Source organism: Xanthomonas sp. NCPPB 2866, from assembly GCF_041475745.2.
Classification (GTDB): Bacteria; Pseudomonadota; Gammaproteobacteria; order Xanthomonadales; family Xanthomonadaceae; genus Xanthomonas; species Xanthomonas arboricola.
This window is the reverse complement of record NZ_CM192975.1, coordinates 2,425,851-2,443,512: the sequence shown is the minus strand read 5'-3', so window position 1 is coordinate 2,443,512 and position 17,662 is coordinate 2,425,851. Positions and strand designations below refer to the sequence as shown.

Genomic DNA, 17,662 nt, shown 5'->3' with positions numbered 1-17,662 from the left:
TAGGGGCTATGCCCCTACACCCCTCATCGGCCGATGTAGACAGCGGGAAGTTCAACAGATGGGCGGCACCGGAGATAGTTACGCCGATAGTCCAGCGCTTGCTCCCATCCATTGCCTACGCGACGAATGACGCGACCCTCGGAGCAAGACACGCCGGCCGCCTTTGCCTCTGCCGTGCCCAAGGCAGGAATGTCAAGAATGGTCTCAGATGGACGGGGGCGCCCCATCGAATGAGACATGGAATCTTGTATGCTGAAATCGACAGCTTCGCAGTAGGAATGAACCCACGGGCGCGGATCATTGGCGAGCAGCTTGCGGCAGTCCACTTTAGGAATAGCGACGACGTTGCGCTGCGGGTTGACCCTATGAAAACCAGGGCCAGCCGCTGATTTGGTTTGGGCATGCACCACCGCACAAGAACAAAGCGTGGCGACTAGAGCCAACTTGCGAACATCCATGATTCCCCCTATTTGAATGGCAAATCATAACGACCAGACGAATCTAGTCAAAGGCCGATCCGAGCTTCAAGCTAGGGGGATAGGAAATGGATCACGAAGCCGACGAACGCCCATATGGCGACGATGGCAACGAGGATGCGAGCCGGCGTAATTTCAGCACTCATCGCGATATTCTCAGAAAAAGAAGAAGACCAAGCCGACCACCGCGGTGATAACGTCTGACCCACTGCCGAAGGCACAACAGCGCCGCCCGATGCAGCCTCGGGCACCTTCAGACGATCCTCTTTGAACATGTGCTGCGGCTCACGGAAGAACCGCAATACCCACCAGCCGGCCAAGCCAAACACCACTACCGCGACAAACAGACCACCAGCCACCGAGGGCCACACGGTCTTGCTACCCTCCTTTTAGACCTCACCGGCGCATCAAGTTTGGTTCCTAACCTCTGGTGGCGTGTACGTATGGGAGTGCGAGTGTCGTGGTCGCTGGGTCAAGGTACGGGTCGAAGGTCAAGCCAGCTTTAACACCTCGACGCATATTGTGCTCGCGGCACTGGAGGGATTAGGCGTGGTCTATTCACCTGAAGAAAATTTGCGCCGCATCTAGAGCAAGGGCGCCTCATGCATATGCTGGAAAACTGGTGTCCCCATTCCCGGGCTATCACCTCCAGTATCCCCGCCGCTGTTAAAACTAACCTGCCTTTTCACTCGTCCTGGAAGCGCTCCGGATGGCGTCCTGCCGTGGTGGATTCGATCTGGTGCCTCAGGCTCGGCAGCCACAGTCTCTGACAAGGGATCGCGCTGAGGCGAGCGCGCCCAATTACCAAGCAAGATAACGCCACCTATTGCGAGGAAGTTGTTGGCACTTCCTGAGCTTGAAATCCGATGAGGAATTTCAAGTAACTCAAACGAAGCATTCAATTATTGAACTTCTTTATAAAATGAATCCAAATAGATTAATATCGCGACTGCGATTGCGTCTGGCAATGTGGCTCGCTGAATTTATAATGAGTCTTATATAAGAATTTATAAAAATCGACTTTCCCGCAGCGTCGCTGTTGGTACTCCCCAAATATTTGCTTGCACGCCCGGTTCAGCTCGGATAAATTTCGCCATGGCAGTCGTGACAGGGGGGACGCAACGTGCGGCTCCGCGACGGCCAGAGGCATGGAAGTAATGGCTCGCAAGGGAAGTGCGCGTATGGCGCGCTCGGGGAACCGACGGCATTCTGTGGGTTGTCAGGCTTTTGGGGCCTGGTTCGGGCTCTGCTGTGCATTAACGGGGCAGGCTACCACCCCACTCCGCCCCACATCGTATGACTGCCTGATTGAACCAGCGCAGACAATTGAACTCGGCACGCCCGTCAGCGGCATGGTCGAGAAGGTACTTGTGCAACGAGGTGACCGGGTCAAGCGGAATCAGGTGCTTGCCGTTCTTGAGTCGCGGGCCGAACAGGCGGCAGCCGATCTCGCGAAGTACAAGTCGCAACAGACTGGCCCCAGCCGACTAGCCGAGGCAAAGATCGAGTTTGCCGATCGCAAGTACAGCCGCAGGCGTGACATGGCGGCGGAAAAGCTGATGTCACCGCAGGACCGCGACGATGCCGAGGCAGAGTTGCGCAGCGCAAAGGCTGAGTTACAGACGGCCAAGGAGAATCGTGAGGTTGCGCGTCTAGAGTTCGGCCAGCAGAGCGCGCAACTTGCTTTGCGCACTGTCCGCAGCCCTTTCGATGGCGTTGTGGTCGACCAAATGATCTGGCCAGGCGAGGTCGCCAGTCCCGGAGCTACCAAGCACGCCATCCTCAAAGTCGCCAGGCTCAATCCCTTGCGGGTGCGCGTCGTCATGCCGATGCGTGCCTTCGGGGAACCGAAAGTCGGTGCCGCGGTGCTCGTCACATCCGAAGTACAGCCCAACCGTCCCTATCCCGCCAAGGTTGCCAACATCGATCGTGTGATCGATCCCGCAAGCGGCACCTTCGTCGTGCTCCTAGATTTGTCCAACAGTGCGTTCGATCTTCCGTCGGGCGTGAAATGCAGAGCTCAATTCCAGACGCCGTGAGGCGTCATGCGCAAGCGCCTAACTGCGCGCGTTACCAATATCCGAACATTCATTTCGTGTGCCTTGGCGGGCACCGATGGCGCAGCACACAGGGGAAATAAGTATGGAAACGTCGAACCGTCCGTCCAGCAAGGAAGTCAGCAACGATGTCGCCGCACCGGAACAGGCGCCAGCGGCCATTCGTTTCGAAGCGCTTGAGCCTCGTGTGCTCCTTTCCGGTGACGTCAACCCTGCGGCCATCGCCATTGATGGCACGCTCGCCACGCCAGGACAGGAAAACCATTTCCAGTTCAGCCTGGAAGACGATCGCAAGGTCATACTCGACAGTTTGACCGACCGGGCCGACATCACCTGGTCACTCAGCAACGCCAGTGGCGCTATTGCCAGCTCGGCATTTGCGTATACCGAGAGCAATACCGGTGCACTCGACCTGGGTGCCGGTACTTATACGCTGACCGTCAGCGGAACGGCGGATGCCGTGGGCTCCTACGCGCTGCGCATCGTTGACGCGCAAACGGCGGCGCCGATCGCCCTGGGCCAGGACACCGCTGGCACGCTGCAGCACGGAAAAGATACGGCGGTGTACCGATTCGACGCGTCGGCCGGACAGAAATTCTCCATGGTGACGACCGCTCTGGCCGGCACCAACCCGCAGGCAAGCTGGCGACTGATCGATCCCAACGGGGAGCAGGAGCGCTACGGCACGGGCATGGACACGACGACGGCCGGGTTTTCCACCCGTCTCAGCGGCGCTTACCTGCTGCTGGTGGACGGCCCCCAGTCCAACACTGGCCCGGTCGACTTCGGTTTCAAACTCTCGCGCGTCGATGATCTCGATGCGGCACTGACACTTGATCAGGCGACGACCGTCACCGCACCGTTGCCGAGCCAGTCGCTGCGCTACCACTTCGATGTCGATACACCGCGCAGCGTGCTGTTCGAAAATCTCGGCAACGGCGACTACTACTGGACACTGACTGGCCCCAATGGCTTCACCAGCAACCGTCTTGGCGGTGACTACGGCCTGGATTATGGCAAATTCGCGCTGGACACCGGCTCCTACACGTTGACCCTGGAACGCAGATTTTCCGACATCGGCACGCTCCACTTTGCCATGCACGACTTGGACGCATCGCCGGTGGCCGTCGATGGCAAAGTGGTGAGCGGTACGCTGGATGCGGCGGGGTCGTCGAGCGTGGTCCGTCTCGCAGTACAGCGAGGCCAGAACTACGATCTGTCCGCGTTGACTGCCAGCACCGACGGTGCCACGTATCGCATCTTCGACACCCGGGGTCGCTCGGTACTGGGTTCCACCGCGCTATCTTCGGCGGGAACACGGTTTACTGCCCAAGCGGGCGGCGAGTACATCGTGGTCGTCAGCGGTGGTTCGAACGATCCTTCGACACCCACGACCTTCGGCTTCCGTTTCCAGGCCGTGCCCGACGTGGTCAAGACGCTAGATGCCGGCTCATTCGGCGCCGCCACGGCCGTTGCCGGCACGATCGCCCTGCCCGGGCAGCGGACCGTCTATCGTTTCCATCTCGACAGCGCGACCGCACTGGCATTCGACGGCCGCCTCGGCAACGGCATCTATTGGACGCTAGACGGTAACGGCGCTTCGTCGTTCGGCCAGAGGCAACTCGGCAGCGACAGCATCCTTCGCTTCCTCGATGCGGGTGACTACACTCTCACCATCGATGCCATCGGCAACGGCATTGGCGATTTCGCGTTCGCTATCCTCGCCCTGCCCTCGGCGCCGCCGATCGCGCTCGATGCGCCGGTGGCGATCCACAATGACACCGCGAACCAGACCCGCGCGTATCGCTTCAGTGCAGAGGCCGGCGACCATTTCACCGTCGCCTCCTCGATCAATAGCTATGAAGCCAACTGGCGCATCGTCGATAGCTACGGCAACATCGTTGTCGACACGCGCTACCTCGGCTACAGCAGCGACAGCTTCGACCTGGCCCGCGGCGGCGACTACACGCTGCTCGTGTATGCCGGCGCCCCGAACGAGTTCACACTGACCCTGAAGAAAGGCATAAACACGCCGCCGGCCGCACTTGCCGACGGTGACGCGATCGACTTCGGCACCGTCGCCGCCGGCACGTTCGACAGGTGGGACGAGACACGCACGCTGCGCTTCTCCGTGCCGAGCGACGGCGTCTACGTACTCGATAACCAGGCCGATTACAGCAGTGCAACCTGGACACTCATCGGTCCCGGCGGTACCGCCATGGATACCCTGACCATCTCTTCGTATGGCGATCGGGTGCTCTTCCTGCGTGCCGGCGACTATGCGCTCACCCTGCAGGGGGCCACCTACGACGGTGGTCTGTCACGCAACGGCGCTTACGCACTGCGCGTGGTCGACGCTTCCGCTTCCCAGCGCCTCGCATTCAATCAGTCCACCCAGGTCACTCATCCGGGCAACGCTTCAACACCGCTGCGCATCGACGTGCCGAGCGCGGGAGGCGTCACCGTCTTTTCCGACAACTACGCCGACTACGCGATGTACGACGGGTTCGGCCGCGCTGTCCCGGGTAACTACGACAATATGACCGGTGGCGTTGTCTACAACCTCACGGCCGGTGCCTCTTACTACCTGCTCGCGCGATATCAGCCTTCAGGAAGCCAGACGGAAAAGCTCACCATCGCCATGGTCGATCGCTCCACGACGGCGTTGCCAATGAACGACGTGGTCTCCGGTACGCTTACCGGGCGTGCCGAAGTCGACAGCTACACCTTCACCATCGACCAGCCGCGCTATGTCCACTTCGATACGCTGAGCGGTGGCACGAGCACGGACCTGCGTTGGAACCTGGTCGACAGCTATGGTCAGGTGTTCTACAACCAGACTTCGACCACGTCCGATACAGTTGGCATCTGGCTTGCCGCAGGACAGTACACACTGAGCCTGCGTACCATCGGCGACCTTCCGCGCGACTACCGTTTCCGCCTGCTCGATGGGTCGGTCACGCCTGAAGTCCAGCCCGGTGCCCTCGTCGCGTCCAGTGCGCCGGGCGATCAGATTCGCCTGTTCCACGTGCAGGGCATCGCGGGCCAGAACCTGTATATGGTGCCGTCAGCCGACTACAGCATCGGCAGCTGGGTTCTCTACGGGCCGACCGGCAACATCGTTGCCAATTCGTATTATGGGTTTAGCACTTTTCCCGACATTGCCCTGACGCAGACCGGCCAGTACACGCTGGTCCTGCAGCCTTCGACCAACACGCCAGCCACGGTCGCGATGCCCTTTACGATCGGCGTGCGCCAACAAACCAACACGACCGCGGCGCTGAACAGCGACATCGCCGGCTCGGTGCCGGCCATGGGCGGCTCGATCCTCTACGGCTTCACGATTGATTCCCAGCAGTTGGTTTCGTTCGTCGGCAGCGCTGCAAAGTACGGCACGCTCTGGACACTTGTAGGCCCGGGCGGCGCGGTATTTTCTTCGCGCGATTTTCAGAACGGCGCTATCACCCAGCGCCTGGCCGCTGGCAACTACAAACTCGCCGTCCAGCGGCAGGGCCTGGATACCGACGATTTCAGCTTCCGAATCGTGACTGCAGCGGGCCGGACGGCGCTGAGCACCGGCACGCCGATCCCGGCGACGACCGACAAGCCGACCACCCGCGCGTACTCTGTGGACATCACGGACGGCAACTACGCCGTCGCGTTGACCACCAGTGGAAGCGCCTCGTGGACGTTGTACGACCGAAAAGGCAACACCGTCGCTTCGGGCTGGGGCAATTCCACATCCACGTCGTTGGCCCTGGCAGCGGGCAATTACTCGCTGCTGGTCAACAGCAATGGCTCGGTGGACCAGCCCATCACGTCCACAGTCACGATGCTTGCGCTGACGACAGTGACGCGCGAGCTCGTTCCCGGCACCCCGGTCCATGACCGTCTCGATGTACCCGGCCAGTCGACCGTATACCAGTTCTCGATCGGGGCCCCAGACATCGTTCTGATCGACGCGCTGCTGGCTTCGCCCGGCGTGCAGTGGACGCTGACCGGCCCGACCGGCGCCATCGCGGGCGGCTGGTCGCTCGACCTTGGCTCGCGCAGTGTCCTCACCCTGCCCGCTGCCGGCACGTATCGGCTTGCGATCAGTTCGTCGCTCGGTGTGGCGATGCCTATCGGCTTCAACTTGCGGCTGTTCAGTGCGCTCTCGCCCGCCACGACCGATGTCGCGCATCCGCTGGACCTTGCCACCGGCGCTGGTTCAACAGTCCTGCGAGTGGACGCGGGAAACCGTGACGCGCTGAGGCTCGATGCGAATGCCGATTTCGGCCTGACCGCGACGGTCTACGACATGCGCGGCAACAACACTGGCATCCAGCGCAGCGTCGGCGCTGGCGACACGCTGTCGTTCACGCTGCCCGGCGAAGGCACCTGGTTCGTCTTGGTGACCGGCAACGGCAACGACACTCCCCTGACCGGCGCGCCGGCCACGGTCTATATCGACCATCGTCTGCGCGGCTCCGCAATTGTTGGGCAACCGGTCACGGGCAGCACGACTTCGGCAGCATTTCCTGCGGAATACACGCTGGACCTGGCCACGGCCACGCGATTGGTCGTGCGCGGCGGCGATGCCGGCACCCAGTGGAAGATCCTGCTGACAGATGGCACCGTCGTAGCCACGGGTAGCGGCGCCGACGCGCTGCCAGTCTCGCTCGGCAGCGGCCATTACTTACTCGAAGTCGCCACGGCATCACCGGGAACGTTCTCGCTCGACCTGGTAAACCTCACCTCGATCGCGGCCCAGCCCGGCGGCGGCAGCCAGACCGGCGATCTCGCCGCCGACGGACTCGCGGTATTGCGCATTATGGCGACCCAGCCCCTCGCCGATCTCGATCTGTTACTCGACGCGGGCGTCGCCGTGACCGTCTATGACGGCGCGGGAAGAATCGTCTTCCAGGGCCGCGGGCCGATTGCCGGGACCGCCATCGCACGCGGCGTGCTCGCCGGCACCGACCGGACCGTCGTGCTGAAGGGCGCGCCTGGTATCCGTTACACGCTGGGCAGCGTCGAACGCGCTGCGACCTCGGTCGTGGTGTCGACCGTCGTGCCACTCGGCGACACGCTGGGCGGCAACCTGGCCCATGCACAGGACGTTGCCACCTACCGGCTATCTGTCGGTTACGCGCAGACCTTGCCGCTGAGCGAGCTGATCCGCGATGCCGGATCCAATGGCATCCATTGGCGCCTCAGCGCGCTCGACGGCTCGCTCGTCACCGACTGGAACGACAGCTCGTCCGATGCCTCGACTGCGGTACTCGCCGCCGGTGAATACCAGCTCACGATCGTCGCCCTCACCGACAACGCCCACTACTCGCTGACGACGCTGGATAGCGCGGTCGCGCCGCTCGTCGTGCTTGGCAGTAGCCAGGCGACAATCCCCGCAGACGCCACCACGGGCGTCGTCCGCTTCGACCTGCCATTTGCCCGCGCACTCGATCTCGCAATCATCGGCGACGGCGTTTCGAGCTGGCAGTTGTACGACGGTCGCGGCCATCTCGTCGTCTCGGGGACTGGCGCCGGTACGTTGCGCACAGCGACGCTCGATAGCGACCTGTACACGCTCGTGCTCGAACGCGCCGCGGCCACGGCCAGCAACCTCTCCGTCGCACTGCGGATCGATCCGATCGCACCGACCGCGATTGCTCCCACTGCGTCGCTGTCGGGACATCTGGACCGGACGGGCGATCTCTTCGTCCGCACCCTGACCCTCGGCAACGATACCATCCTGCATATCGGCGGCTCCGGCGCCGTACAGGCACGCTTGGTGGCCGACGGCAAGGCCGGCGCGTGGACGACGCTTGATGCACTGACCCGTACCGCGAGCGCGTTCGCCGCTGGCACGTACGAATTGCAGCTGCGCGCCACCTCGGACGAAGCCGACTATACCCTCGCCCTTGTCGAGCCCTACGCAGCGGTGGCACTCGGCGCCAGCGCGACCGTCACCCTGCCGACCGGTGGTGTCGCCGCATTTACCCTGCCCGTGACCGGCCTGGAGAACACCCGGTTCCACCTCACCGCTAACGGTGGACAGGCGCACTGGATGGTGCTGGACGGCCTGAACGTGGTATTCGAAGGCTACGGTGACGCAGATCTTGACCTCGGTGCTCTATCGGTGCGCACGTATGCGCTGCTGATCGATGGCGATGCGAGCCAGATCGAACTCGGCGTCAGTCACGCTGCGCTGGCGACTGTCGTCGCGGGTAGAAACATCGCGGGCACTACCGATGTCAGCGCCCAGTCTGAGTATCTGATCCACCTTGCACAGAGTGGCTGGTACTACGGCGTCGAGCCGCAAGGCAACGCGGATATCGAACTGGTCGACGCCTACGGCAACAGCACCTACCTCAATGGTTCCCTGCGCCAGATCAGCGCCGGCGACTATGTCTTGCGCATCCGCACCCAAGAACCGTCGAGCGACTACGCCTTCCAGCTGCTGTCGCTCGCAGATGCGAAGACGGCGGATGCCGGCGCGGTCTACACGTTCGACGACACGGTCTCGGCGGCCGTCTATACGCTGCCGTCGAACACATCGATCGCATCGGCATCGCTCGTCATCGACGGAGACGACGCGAACGAGATTTACTGGACCGTGGTCCATAACGGCAATATCGCGGCCGAAGGCAACGGTCCGTTCGACTTCACGCGGCGTACCGACGGCGGCGATTACCAGCTGATCGTGACACGCCAGGGGCTCGGTGGCAGCGTCGGCTATCGGCTCACCATCGCGCCCTACGTGGTCCCCGTCCAGTCGTTGGCGCTTGGCACGACAGTTTCGCTCGACCTCAATAGCAACAACGGCTACGAGCAGGCCTATGCGTTCACGCTCGACAGCGCACGGACCGTTTACCTCGCTTTCCCGGATGGCATGCCCTACGGGACCTACGACATCACCGATGTCGCCGGCACGACGTGGTTCGCGCAGGATCGCTACAGCTCCAACAACGAGCTGACCGCCCTCGGCGCGGGCAGCTACGTCATCCATTTCCGCGACCGCAACGTGTCCGGCCAGGAGTCGTTCGCCGCTGCTGCCCGCGCCAGCGAGAGCGATGCGGGACTTCCCTTCCGTCTCGACAGCCTCGAGGCGGCGCCGGCGCTCGCCGGCGGCGGCACGGCTACCGTCGACAGCACGAACTACGGTGATGTGCGCTACATCCGTATCGACGCCACCACCGGTACCACGTTGACGCTCGTGCAGACGAGCCAGGCGTCGAACCTCAGCTGGAACGTGCTTGATTCCACCGGGAAAGTCGTGCTCTGGGGCTACGGCACCAATGCAGCCGACGTCACCCTCCAGCGCGTGGGGACGTATTACCTGCGCATTGATGGCAACACCGAGGGCACGCCGGTCACCTTCAGCGCTACTACGCGCTTCGCGGCGCCCGCGGCACAGGCCGACGTTGCGATTTCCACCGACGCTGCCGCCGACATCATCCTGGCTGCGCGTGGCAGCGCCGGATTGACGTTCCACCTTGACCATGACGACTTCGTCTGGCTGGCCTCGACGGAACAGCAGTACAACCTGAGCTGGCAGTTGCTGACCGCCACCGGCCAGCCCGTGCTCGGCGGCGATCAGCTTTCGTCGTACGGGTCGCAAGTCTTGCGCCTGCCCGCCGGCGACTATCGCCTTGTCATGGCCAACAGCGAAGACGTCGCCCGCACTTTCCCGCTGCGCGTACAGACCTCGGCTTCCGCGACGAGGCTCGCCGCCGACGCGCACAGCATCGGCGGCGAGGGCCTCTACGCCCTGTCGGTCACGGCGGGACAGTCGTGGCTGATGAAGCCGACATTCGGGGGCCACGTGACCCTGTTCCGTCCAGGCCTAGCACCGATCGACTTCAATGGCGACAACGACAACAGCGGCGATCCGACCCTGATCGCAGCGACGGCCAACGAGAACTGGTACTTCAGGGTCGACGCCGGCGGGTACATCGGCGATGGCCTTTACTTCACTGACATACCCGCCGCGAAGCTGGACGGACCGGACACCATCGACTACCGCGGTTTCGGCGACTTCGCTTCGCGCTCGTTCCACGTGGGCGTCGACGGTAGCTGGTATGTCGCACTTGACTCTGTCCCGGCCGACCTGCGCATCCACGTCTCCGGTGCCGGCATCGATCGCGATTTTCCGCTCCCCAGCGGTGGCGCCACGGGCGTGCTGCTCACCTTGCCCGCTGGCGACTACCGCATCGATTTTCTCTCGGCCTACGGCGGCTATCGGTACGCTTCCGCGTTCGACGTGTCCTTCATCGACCTGCACGCCGCGACCGTTCTGAGCAGCGGACAGGATGTCACGGTGACATTGTCGCCAGGCGTCGCGGGCTTCGCCCGTTTTGAAGGCCGTGCGGGCGAGGTGCGCAAACTCAGCATGCCCGCCTACGTCATGGAGTGGGAGCTGCTGGCTCCCGATGGCGCGGTACTGGCCACCTTCAACGGCTCCGCTGACAACCTGTTGCCGGCGCTCCCCGCCGACGGCATGTATTTCCTGCGGATGGTGGACGCCTCTGGCAGCAGCAGCCCGAGCGATTACACCCTCCAGCTCAGCGCCGCGCTCGCATCTATCCCGCTGGTCGCACTAGGCGACGCCATGTCCGTCCCCGCCATCGGCAACGGTGCTTTTGCCGCGATCTACGGGTTCAATCTATCTCACCCGTCGACGCTGCTCCTGGGCACCTACACTGTGGGTAACGGCTATGGTCGCTGGACGCTGACTTCTGATACCGGCGTCTTTTTGTCCGGTGAGTGGTACGAGAACGCCTCCGGACAGTGGAACGAGAGCGCCTCGTTTGCGCCCGTCGACCTACCGCCTGGCCACTACACCCTCGCATTAACCAACTCCGGCGACCACGCTGCCGACCTCAGACTCTACGATGTCTCGTCACCTGTCGCGTTGACGATCGACATGCCCTTGCAGGTACTGCCGGGCAATGGCGCTCCGCAGGCTTATGTCTTCCATTCGCCGACCTACAGTCCATTCAACGTCCATTTCGCTCGAAGCCAGCCAGGTAGCTGGGCGCTGTACGACATCTACGGCAATACGATCGCGTCCGGCGCCATCGGCGACGACACTTCCCTGAATCTCTCTGGCACCTACCGCCTCGTCTTCGCCGGCCTCACCGCCGGTTCGGATCCCATCGACGTCATCGTTCGCCGCACCGCCAACGCGCCCGATCTTTCGGTAAACGCTTACCAGCCTACCGATCTTGCGTTCACCGTCAGCGCGCCCACGCAGATCCTGATCGACGTGACCTACGCCAATACATCCCGCGCATGGAGCCTGCTACGCAATGGGCAGGTCGTGGCAAGCGGCGTGTTCGACCCGTACTCAGTTGGACGTGGCGTGGTCCTCGGCGTAACAGAGGGCCTCTACGACCTTCGTTTGGATGGTTATGGCTCCCTGAGCCTTACCGTGCACAGTCTCGGGCTGAGCACCATGATGCCGAATTCGGGTAGGTTCAGCCAAGAGGTCTACGGCGGTACGGCAACGACCTACCGCTTCGATGCGCAGGCCGGACAAGTCGTTACGATCTCCGATCGCGGCGACGGCGCGTCTTGGCGCGTCTATGACGCTTACGGCACCCTGGTTGCCGATCTCGGCAGCGGTGGCACATCCGGCGCCCTGCCCTCGACCGGCCACTACTACCTCGTTCGCGACAACAACAATTACGGCTGGCAGACGTTCTACAACGACTTCTCGTTGACCGCCGCCAGTCGCCCGATCGCCCTGGGCACGTCGATCGTCGCTTCGATTCCGGCGATCGGCGCCGCGCTCTACGATTTCGAAGGTAGCGCCAACCAGGTCCTGTGGCTTTCCACGCAGGAGTATTTCCACGCCCGCATCGAACTGTTCGACGAACGCGGCGTGCTGGTGTATTCGCGTGCCCCGGACAACCTCCCGGTCCAGGCCATACTCCTTCCGGCCGACGGGCATTACACGCTGCGCCTGAGTGCGCCGAACGGTGACGCGCGCCGTGTGACCTTCCGTCTCGACGACATCAGCAGCGCGCCGGCAATCGCCAGCGGCGTCGCCGTGTCGGGCACGTTCACGCCAACCACCGGCGCGCTCGCCTGGACGATTGATGTCGACGCCTCCGGTTCCTTCTGGTTCGATGGGAGGAACAACGCTTACTCCTTGCGCTTCAGCCTGGTCTCGAAGGCGGGCGACGTGATCGCAAGTGGCGATGCCACCGATTCGCGGGGCTTCTATGGGCTCGCCGCTGGCGAGTACTATCTCGTCTTCGACACGGCGGGACAGAGCAACCAGGCCAATTACCAGTTCACCGTGAGCAGCAACTCACAACCGCTGGTCCCGAACGTCGTCACCCAGGGCCAGTTGCCCACGGGCGCCACCACGGTGCGCTACGACATCCATGCCGACCACGACACCACCATCGTCATCGACGGGCTCGCCGGCGACACCCCGGTCCTCTGGCGGCTGATGGGTCCGCAAGGAGAGATCAACAGCGGTTACATCAATTACGGCGACTACAACACCGATTACGCCATCGCCATTCCTGCCGGCGATTACATGCTCGTGCTCGGGAGCGCCAACGGGTCAGCAGGCAAGTACTCGTTCCGCCTGCTCGACGCAACCGTGGCCACACAGTTGCCGGTCGACAGCACGGCCCAGATCCACATCGACCAGCCACGCGGCATCGCGATGTATGACCTCGACCTGGTTGCGGGTGAGGCGTATTTCCTCGACGTCCTGCCGGGCGCGCTCATGGACCAGTACGCAGACTCCATGAACTGGCAGCTGATCGATCCCACAGGTCGCCCGGTGACCGGTCGCTATGCACTCGGCAGCGTCAGCAGCTCTTACGATAATCAGGGGGGGCGTTGGCAGTACCGGCTTGATGGCACTGGTATCGACCTGGGGGTCCTCACGCTGGGTGGGCACTACACACTCATCGTCGAACGCACGGGAAGCGACACGCATCTCGCAGCGGATGCCACGATTCGCTTGATCCACGTCCCGCAGACGCCCACCGTGGACCTGGGCACGCTGCTGTCCGAGCCGACCCCGGATCTTACCGTCAACCACGTGGAGCTGAGCCCCGCGACGGGCCTGGAGACCGGGCAGACCGTGCAGCTGTCCTGGGTCCTGGAAAACCGTGGCACGCTCGATACGAGCGGCGCCTGGAACGATCGTGTCGTGGTGCGCAACATCGCCACCGGCGAAATCCTGCTCGACATCACCGTGCCCTACGACGGCAGCACCGGCATTGCGCGCGGTGGCGCCATCACCCGCCAGCTCATGCTGCACCTGCCCGCCGGCGCGGCTGCGGCCGGGACGCTGTCGATCACGGTCATTGCCGACTCCGACAATCTGGTCAAGGAAAACAAGGAGACCAACAACAGCGCCGTCGTGAACGTCGATGTCGCACTCGCCGCCCATGCGGACATCAGCGTCAGCGGGCTGGTGCTGTCGCCTGCTTCCGGTTTCGTGGCCGGCCAGCAGGTCGCTGTCGACTGGATCCTGACCAATACCGGTGACCGCGAGGTATCCCAACCGTTCAGTGAAACAGTCGAGATCCGCAACACGTCGACCGGTCGTGCCGTCGCCACCGTGACGCTACGCGATCTCCTCGCCCAGGGACCGATCGGCGCCGGCGAGACACGCAGCCGCCATGCGACGTTTATCTGGCCCTCGGGCGTGGATGCGGCCGGCAACTTCACGATCCGCGTCATTGCCGATGTGCTCGGCGAGATCGACGAAGCCAATCCTGCCGGTACCGGCGAGTCCAATAACACCACGTTGGTGTCCGCGGTCGCCGGTCCCGACCTCACCGTGCATAACCTTACCGTCGTCAGCACGCAGGTCAGTGCCGGCGGCGTGGTAACCGTCACGTGGGAAGACTGGAACGAGGGCGCGAGCCCGACCGCCGCGGCCTTCATGGACCGCATCACGATTGCCCGTGCCGATAACGGACTGGTGCTGGTCGACACCACCCTGCCCTACGATCCAGCTGCCATCGTCAACGGCGTGGCCAACGGTCCCATCGGCGCCGGCGAACATCGTCTGCGCAGCTTCACCTTCCGCCTGCCGGACGGGCTGAAGGGTGCCGGCAACCTGTCGATCACCGTTACCTCCGACCAGAACACGGCCGGCAATGGCGTGCTGTTCGAAGCCAACCTCGCCGGCAACGCCGAGGACAACAACACCGCGTCGTCGTCGCTGGTCTCGGCGGTGACCCAGTACGCCCACCTGCAGCTATCCGGCGTCAGCACGCCGTCCCAGGCGACGACAGGCCAGCCGCTCACTGTCTCGTGGACGGTCAGCAACACCGGTCAGGTACCGACCGCCGGTGCATGGACGGATCAGATCATCCTCAGCCGTGACGGCATGGCCGACATGGTGATCGGCAGCGTCCGCCACACTGGCGCGCTGGCCAACGGCCAGAGCTATGCGCAAAACCTCAGCGTGACCATGCCAGTGGTCGCCAATGGCCGCTACACGCTACGCGTGCGCTCCGACGCGCTCGGCGAGGTGCTGCTGCCGGATACGCGCGCCGATACGATCTCCGCACTGCGCAGCATCGATGTCATCGCGGCCTACGCGGATCTCGGCGTCTCCGCTGTCACCGTGCCCGCGAGCGCGCTGAGCGGCGAGAACGTCAAGGTCACCTGGATCGTCACCAACACCGGCAACTCGCCGACCGACCTGGCGCTGTGGAACGACCGCATCGTGCTGGCCCGCTCACCGACGCCGTCCGTCAACGACATCGTGCTCGCCGGTTCGGTGGTCCATACGGGCGTCCTCGGGGTGAACGGCAGTTACACGGGTACGGCCACCGTCGCGCTGCCGCGCGACCTCGTTGGCACCTACTACATCCTTGTCCTGACCAACCTCAACAACACCGTCACCGAGCTGGGGCGCACCGGCAACAACACCGCGTCCTCGGCGGCGATGCAGATCACCCTGGCCCCGGTGGCGAACCTGGTCGCCTCTGCCGTCACCGGCCCGAGCGCCGTCCGTCCAGGCGACAGTGCCAGTGTGGCCTACACGGCCGCCAATACGGGCAACGGCGCCGTGACGGGCGCCTGGCGCGATACGGTCTACCTGCGTGCCGCAGACGGCTCGCTGACCCAGGTGGCCAGCCGCTTCTACACCGACGGCCTGACCGCCGGCGCCACCGCGTCGCGCGCCATCGACGTGTCGGTCCCCGCGTGGCTGGCCGAAGGCAGCTACCGCTGGGTGGTCGTCACCGATAGTGACAACACCGTCTACGAGCGCGACAACGAGGTCGATAACACGGCCGTCGCAACCGCAAGTGTCACGGTCAGCCGTCCGGATCTCTCGGTCGCCTCCGTGAGCGGCCCATTGCTGGTCCAGTCCGGTACCTCGCTGCATGTCGAATGGACTGTCGCCAATGGCGGCGGACTTGCCAGCGGCGGCTGGGTCGATCGTGTCTACCTGTCGCGCGACGGCCAGCTCACCCAGGTCGCCGAAGTCGCACACGGAACGGAGCTGGCAGCAGGCGCCTCGTACGTCGCTTCCACGGATATCGCCATCCCGCTCGATGCCCGCGGCGACTACGAAGTCGTGGTCGTCACCGACGCGCGCAACGTCGTAGACGACCGCGCGCGTGCCGACAACACGGGGCGTGAGGCCTTTACTGTCCAGCTGGCGCCCCATGCCGATCTTGTGGTGGGCGCCGTGCAGGCGTCGACCACGCTGATCGCCGACCCGGCCACCCTCGCGGTGAGCTGGACGGTGACCAATCGTGGCACGGGCACGGGTACTACCTCGGGTTGGGTCGACCGGGTCATCCTCTCCACCGACGACATCGTCGGCAACAGCGACGACCGTATCGTCGGCGAGGTGCGCCACGACGGCGCGCTCGCGGTGGGCGACAGCTACCGAGGCGATTTCACCACCCTGCTGCCCCCAGGCTTCACCGGGCGGTACAAGCTGTTCGTGGTGACCGATGCGACGAAGCAGGTCTTCCAGGACGGCGTGATCGGCAACGATGCCGTCGCCGCCGATCACGTTATCGACGTAATGCCCAAGCCTTACGCCGACTTGGTGGTGAACAGCGTTCAAGCGCTGGGCAACGCGACCAGCGGGCAACCGCTGACCGTCAGCTGGGCCGTCGCCAACCAAGGCATCGGCATTACGGACATGGCCGAATGGTCCGACTCGGTATGGCTGAGCACCTCACCGGATGGCACAGGTACGCCGATCGTGCTCGCCAACGTGAGCCACATCGGTCAACTCGAGGTCGGCGACCATTACGTGCGCAGCGTTGTGGTCACCGTGCCCAACGGTCTCTCCGGCACGTGGTACGTCAATGTGCGCACCGGAGGACCATTCGAGTTTGTCTACGGCGACAATAATGTCGGCCATAGCGCGGCACTTCCCGTGCAGCTTGCCCCCTCGCCCGACCTTGTCGTGCAGGCGCTCAGCATGCCCGATAACGCGGTCGAAGGCGCCGTGGTCGACCTCGCCTGGACGGTGATCAATCAGGGCCAGGCAACCGCTGCCGGACCGTGGGTTGATACGGTAAAGCTTGTGTCCACCAACGGTGGCCCGGATGTCGTGCTGGGTACCTACACCTACGATCGTCCGCTCGAGGCAGGCAAGACCTATACGCGCACCGAGCAGGTCCGCTTGCCGGCGAAGATCGAAGGCCTCTATCGCCTGCAAGTCATCACCAACAGCAATCTCGGCAAGGATGGTGCGCAGGTCTATGAACATGGCGGTGCGCGTGGAAACAATCTGACGATTGCCTCCACCGCATCCCAGATCGCGCTGCAGGCACGCCCGAACCTGCAGGTTGATGCCGTTTCGATCCCCGACCACGTTACCGCCGGTACGCGCGTCGGCATCCAGTACACCGTCGTCAACAGCGGCGCCATGCCCGCAAGCGGGCGCTGGCGCGACAAGATCTACCTCTCGCTCGACGGTACCCTGACCGGCGACGACGTACTGGTCGGCATCTTCGACAACGGCAGCGCGCTGGCGCCGACCGAGCGTTACTCCAATGTGACCGGCTCGATCGACATTCCGATCACCTACCGTGGCGACGTCTATCTCATTGTCGTCACCGATGCCGACAACAACGTCGACGAATATCCGAAGGACGATGACAACCAGAAGGCGGTGCGTTTTCACGTCGA

General features: G+C 63.5%; 4 protein-coding genes (1 of these 4 running past the window's edge). 2 read left to right on the top strand and 2 right to left on the bottom strand.

The annotated features are described in order from the left end of the window. Positions 1-23: 23 nt before the first annotated feature. Positions 24-458, bottom strand: coding sequence for a hypothetical protein (locus tag ACCQ04_RS10325; RefSeq protein ID WP_226427863.1), 435 nt, complete (start codon positions 456-458; stop codon positions 24-26). Positions 459-529: 71 nt separating this feature from the next. Further along, entirely contained in the window at positions 530-847 is a 318-nt protein-coding gene (locus tag ACCQ04_RS10320; RefSeq protein WP_226427862.1) for a hypothetical protein, read from the bottom strand. Between the two features lie 981 nt (positions 848-1,828). Here ACCQ04_RS10320 and ACCQ04_RS10315 point away from each other — a divergent pair. Further along, on the top strand, positions 1,829-2,515 hold the full coding sequence (locus ACCQ04_RS10315) for an efflux RND transporter periplasmic adaptor subunit (RefSeq protein WP_372358525.1): 687 nt from the start codon (positions 1,829-1,831) through the stop codon (positions 2,513-2,515). Positions 2,516-2,618: 103 nt separating this feature from the next. After that, on the top strand, positions 2,619-17,662 hold the 5' end (the start) of the coding sequence (locus tag ACCQ04_RS10310; RefSeq protein ID WP_226427860.1) for an Ig-like domain-containing protein. Its footprint extends 20,893 nt past the window's final position; only the first 15,044 of its 35,937 coding nucleotides appear in the window; the start codon lies at positions 2,619-2,621; its stop codon lies beyond the right edge, outside the window.

Coding starts and splice junctions, on each gene's coding strand:
- ACCQ04_RS10325 (WP_226427863.1), bottom strand. CDS start 458: ATGGATGTTCGCAAGTTGGCTCTAGTCGCCACGCTTTGTTCTTGTGCG.
- ACCQ04_RS10315 (WP_372358525.1), top strand. CDS start 1,829: ATGGTCGAGAAGGTACTTGTGCAACGAGGTGACCGGGTCAAGCGGAAT.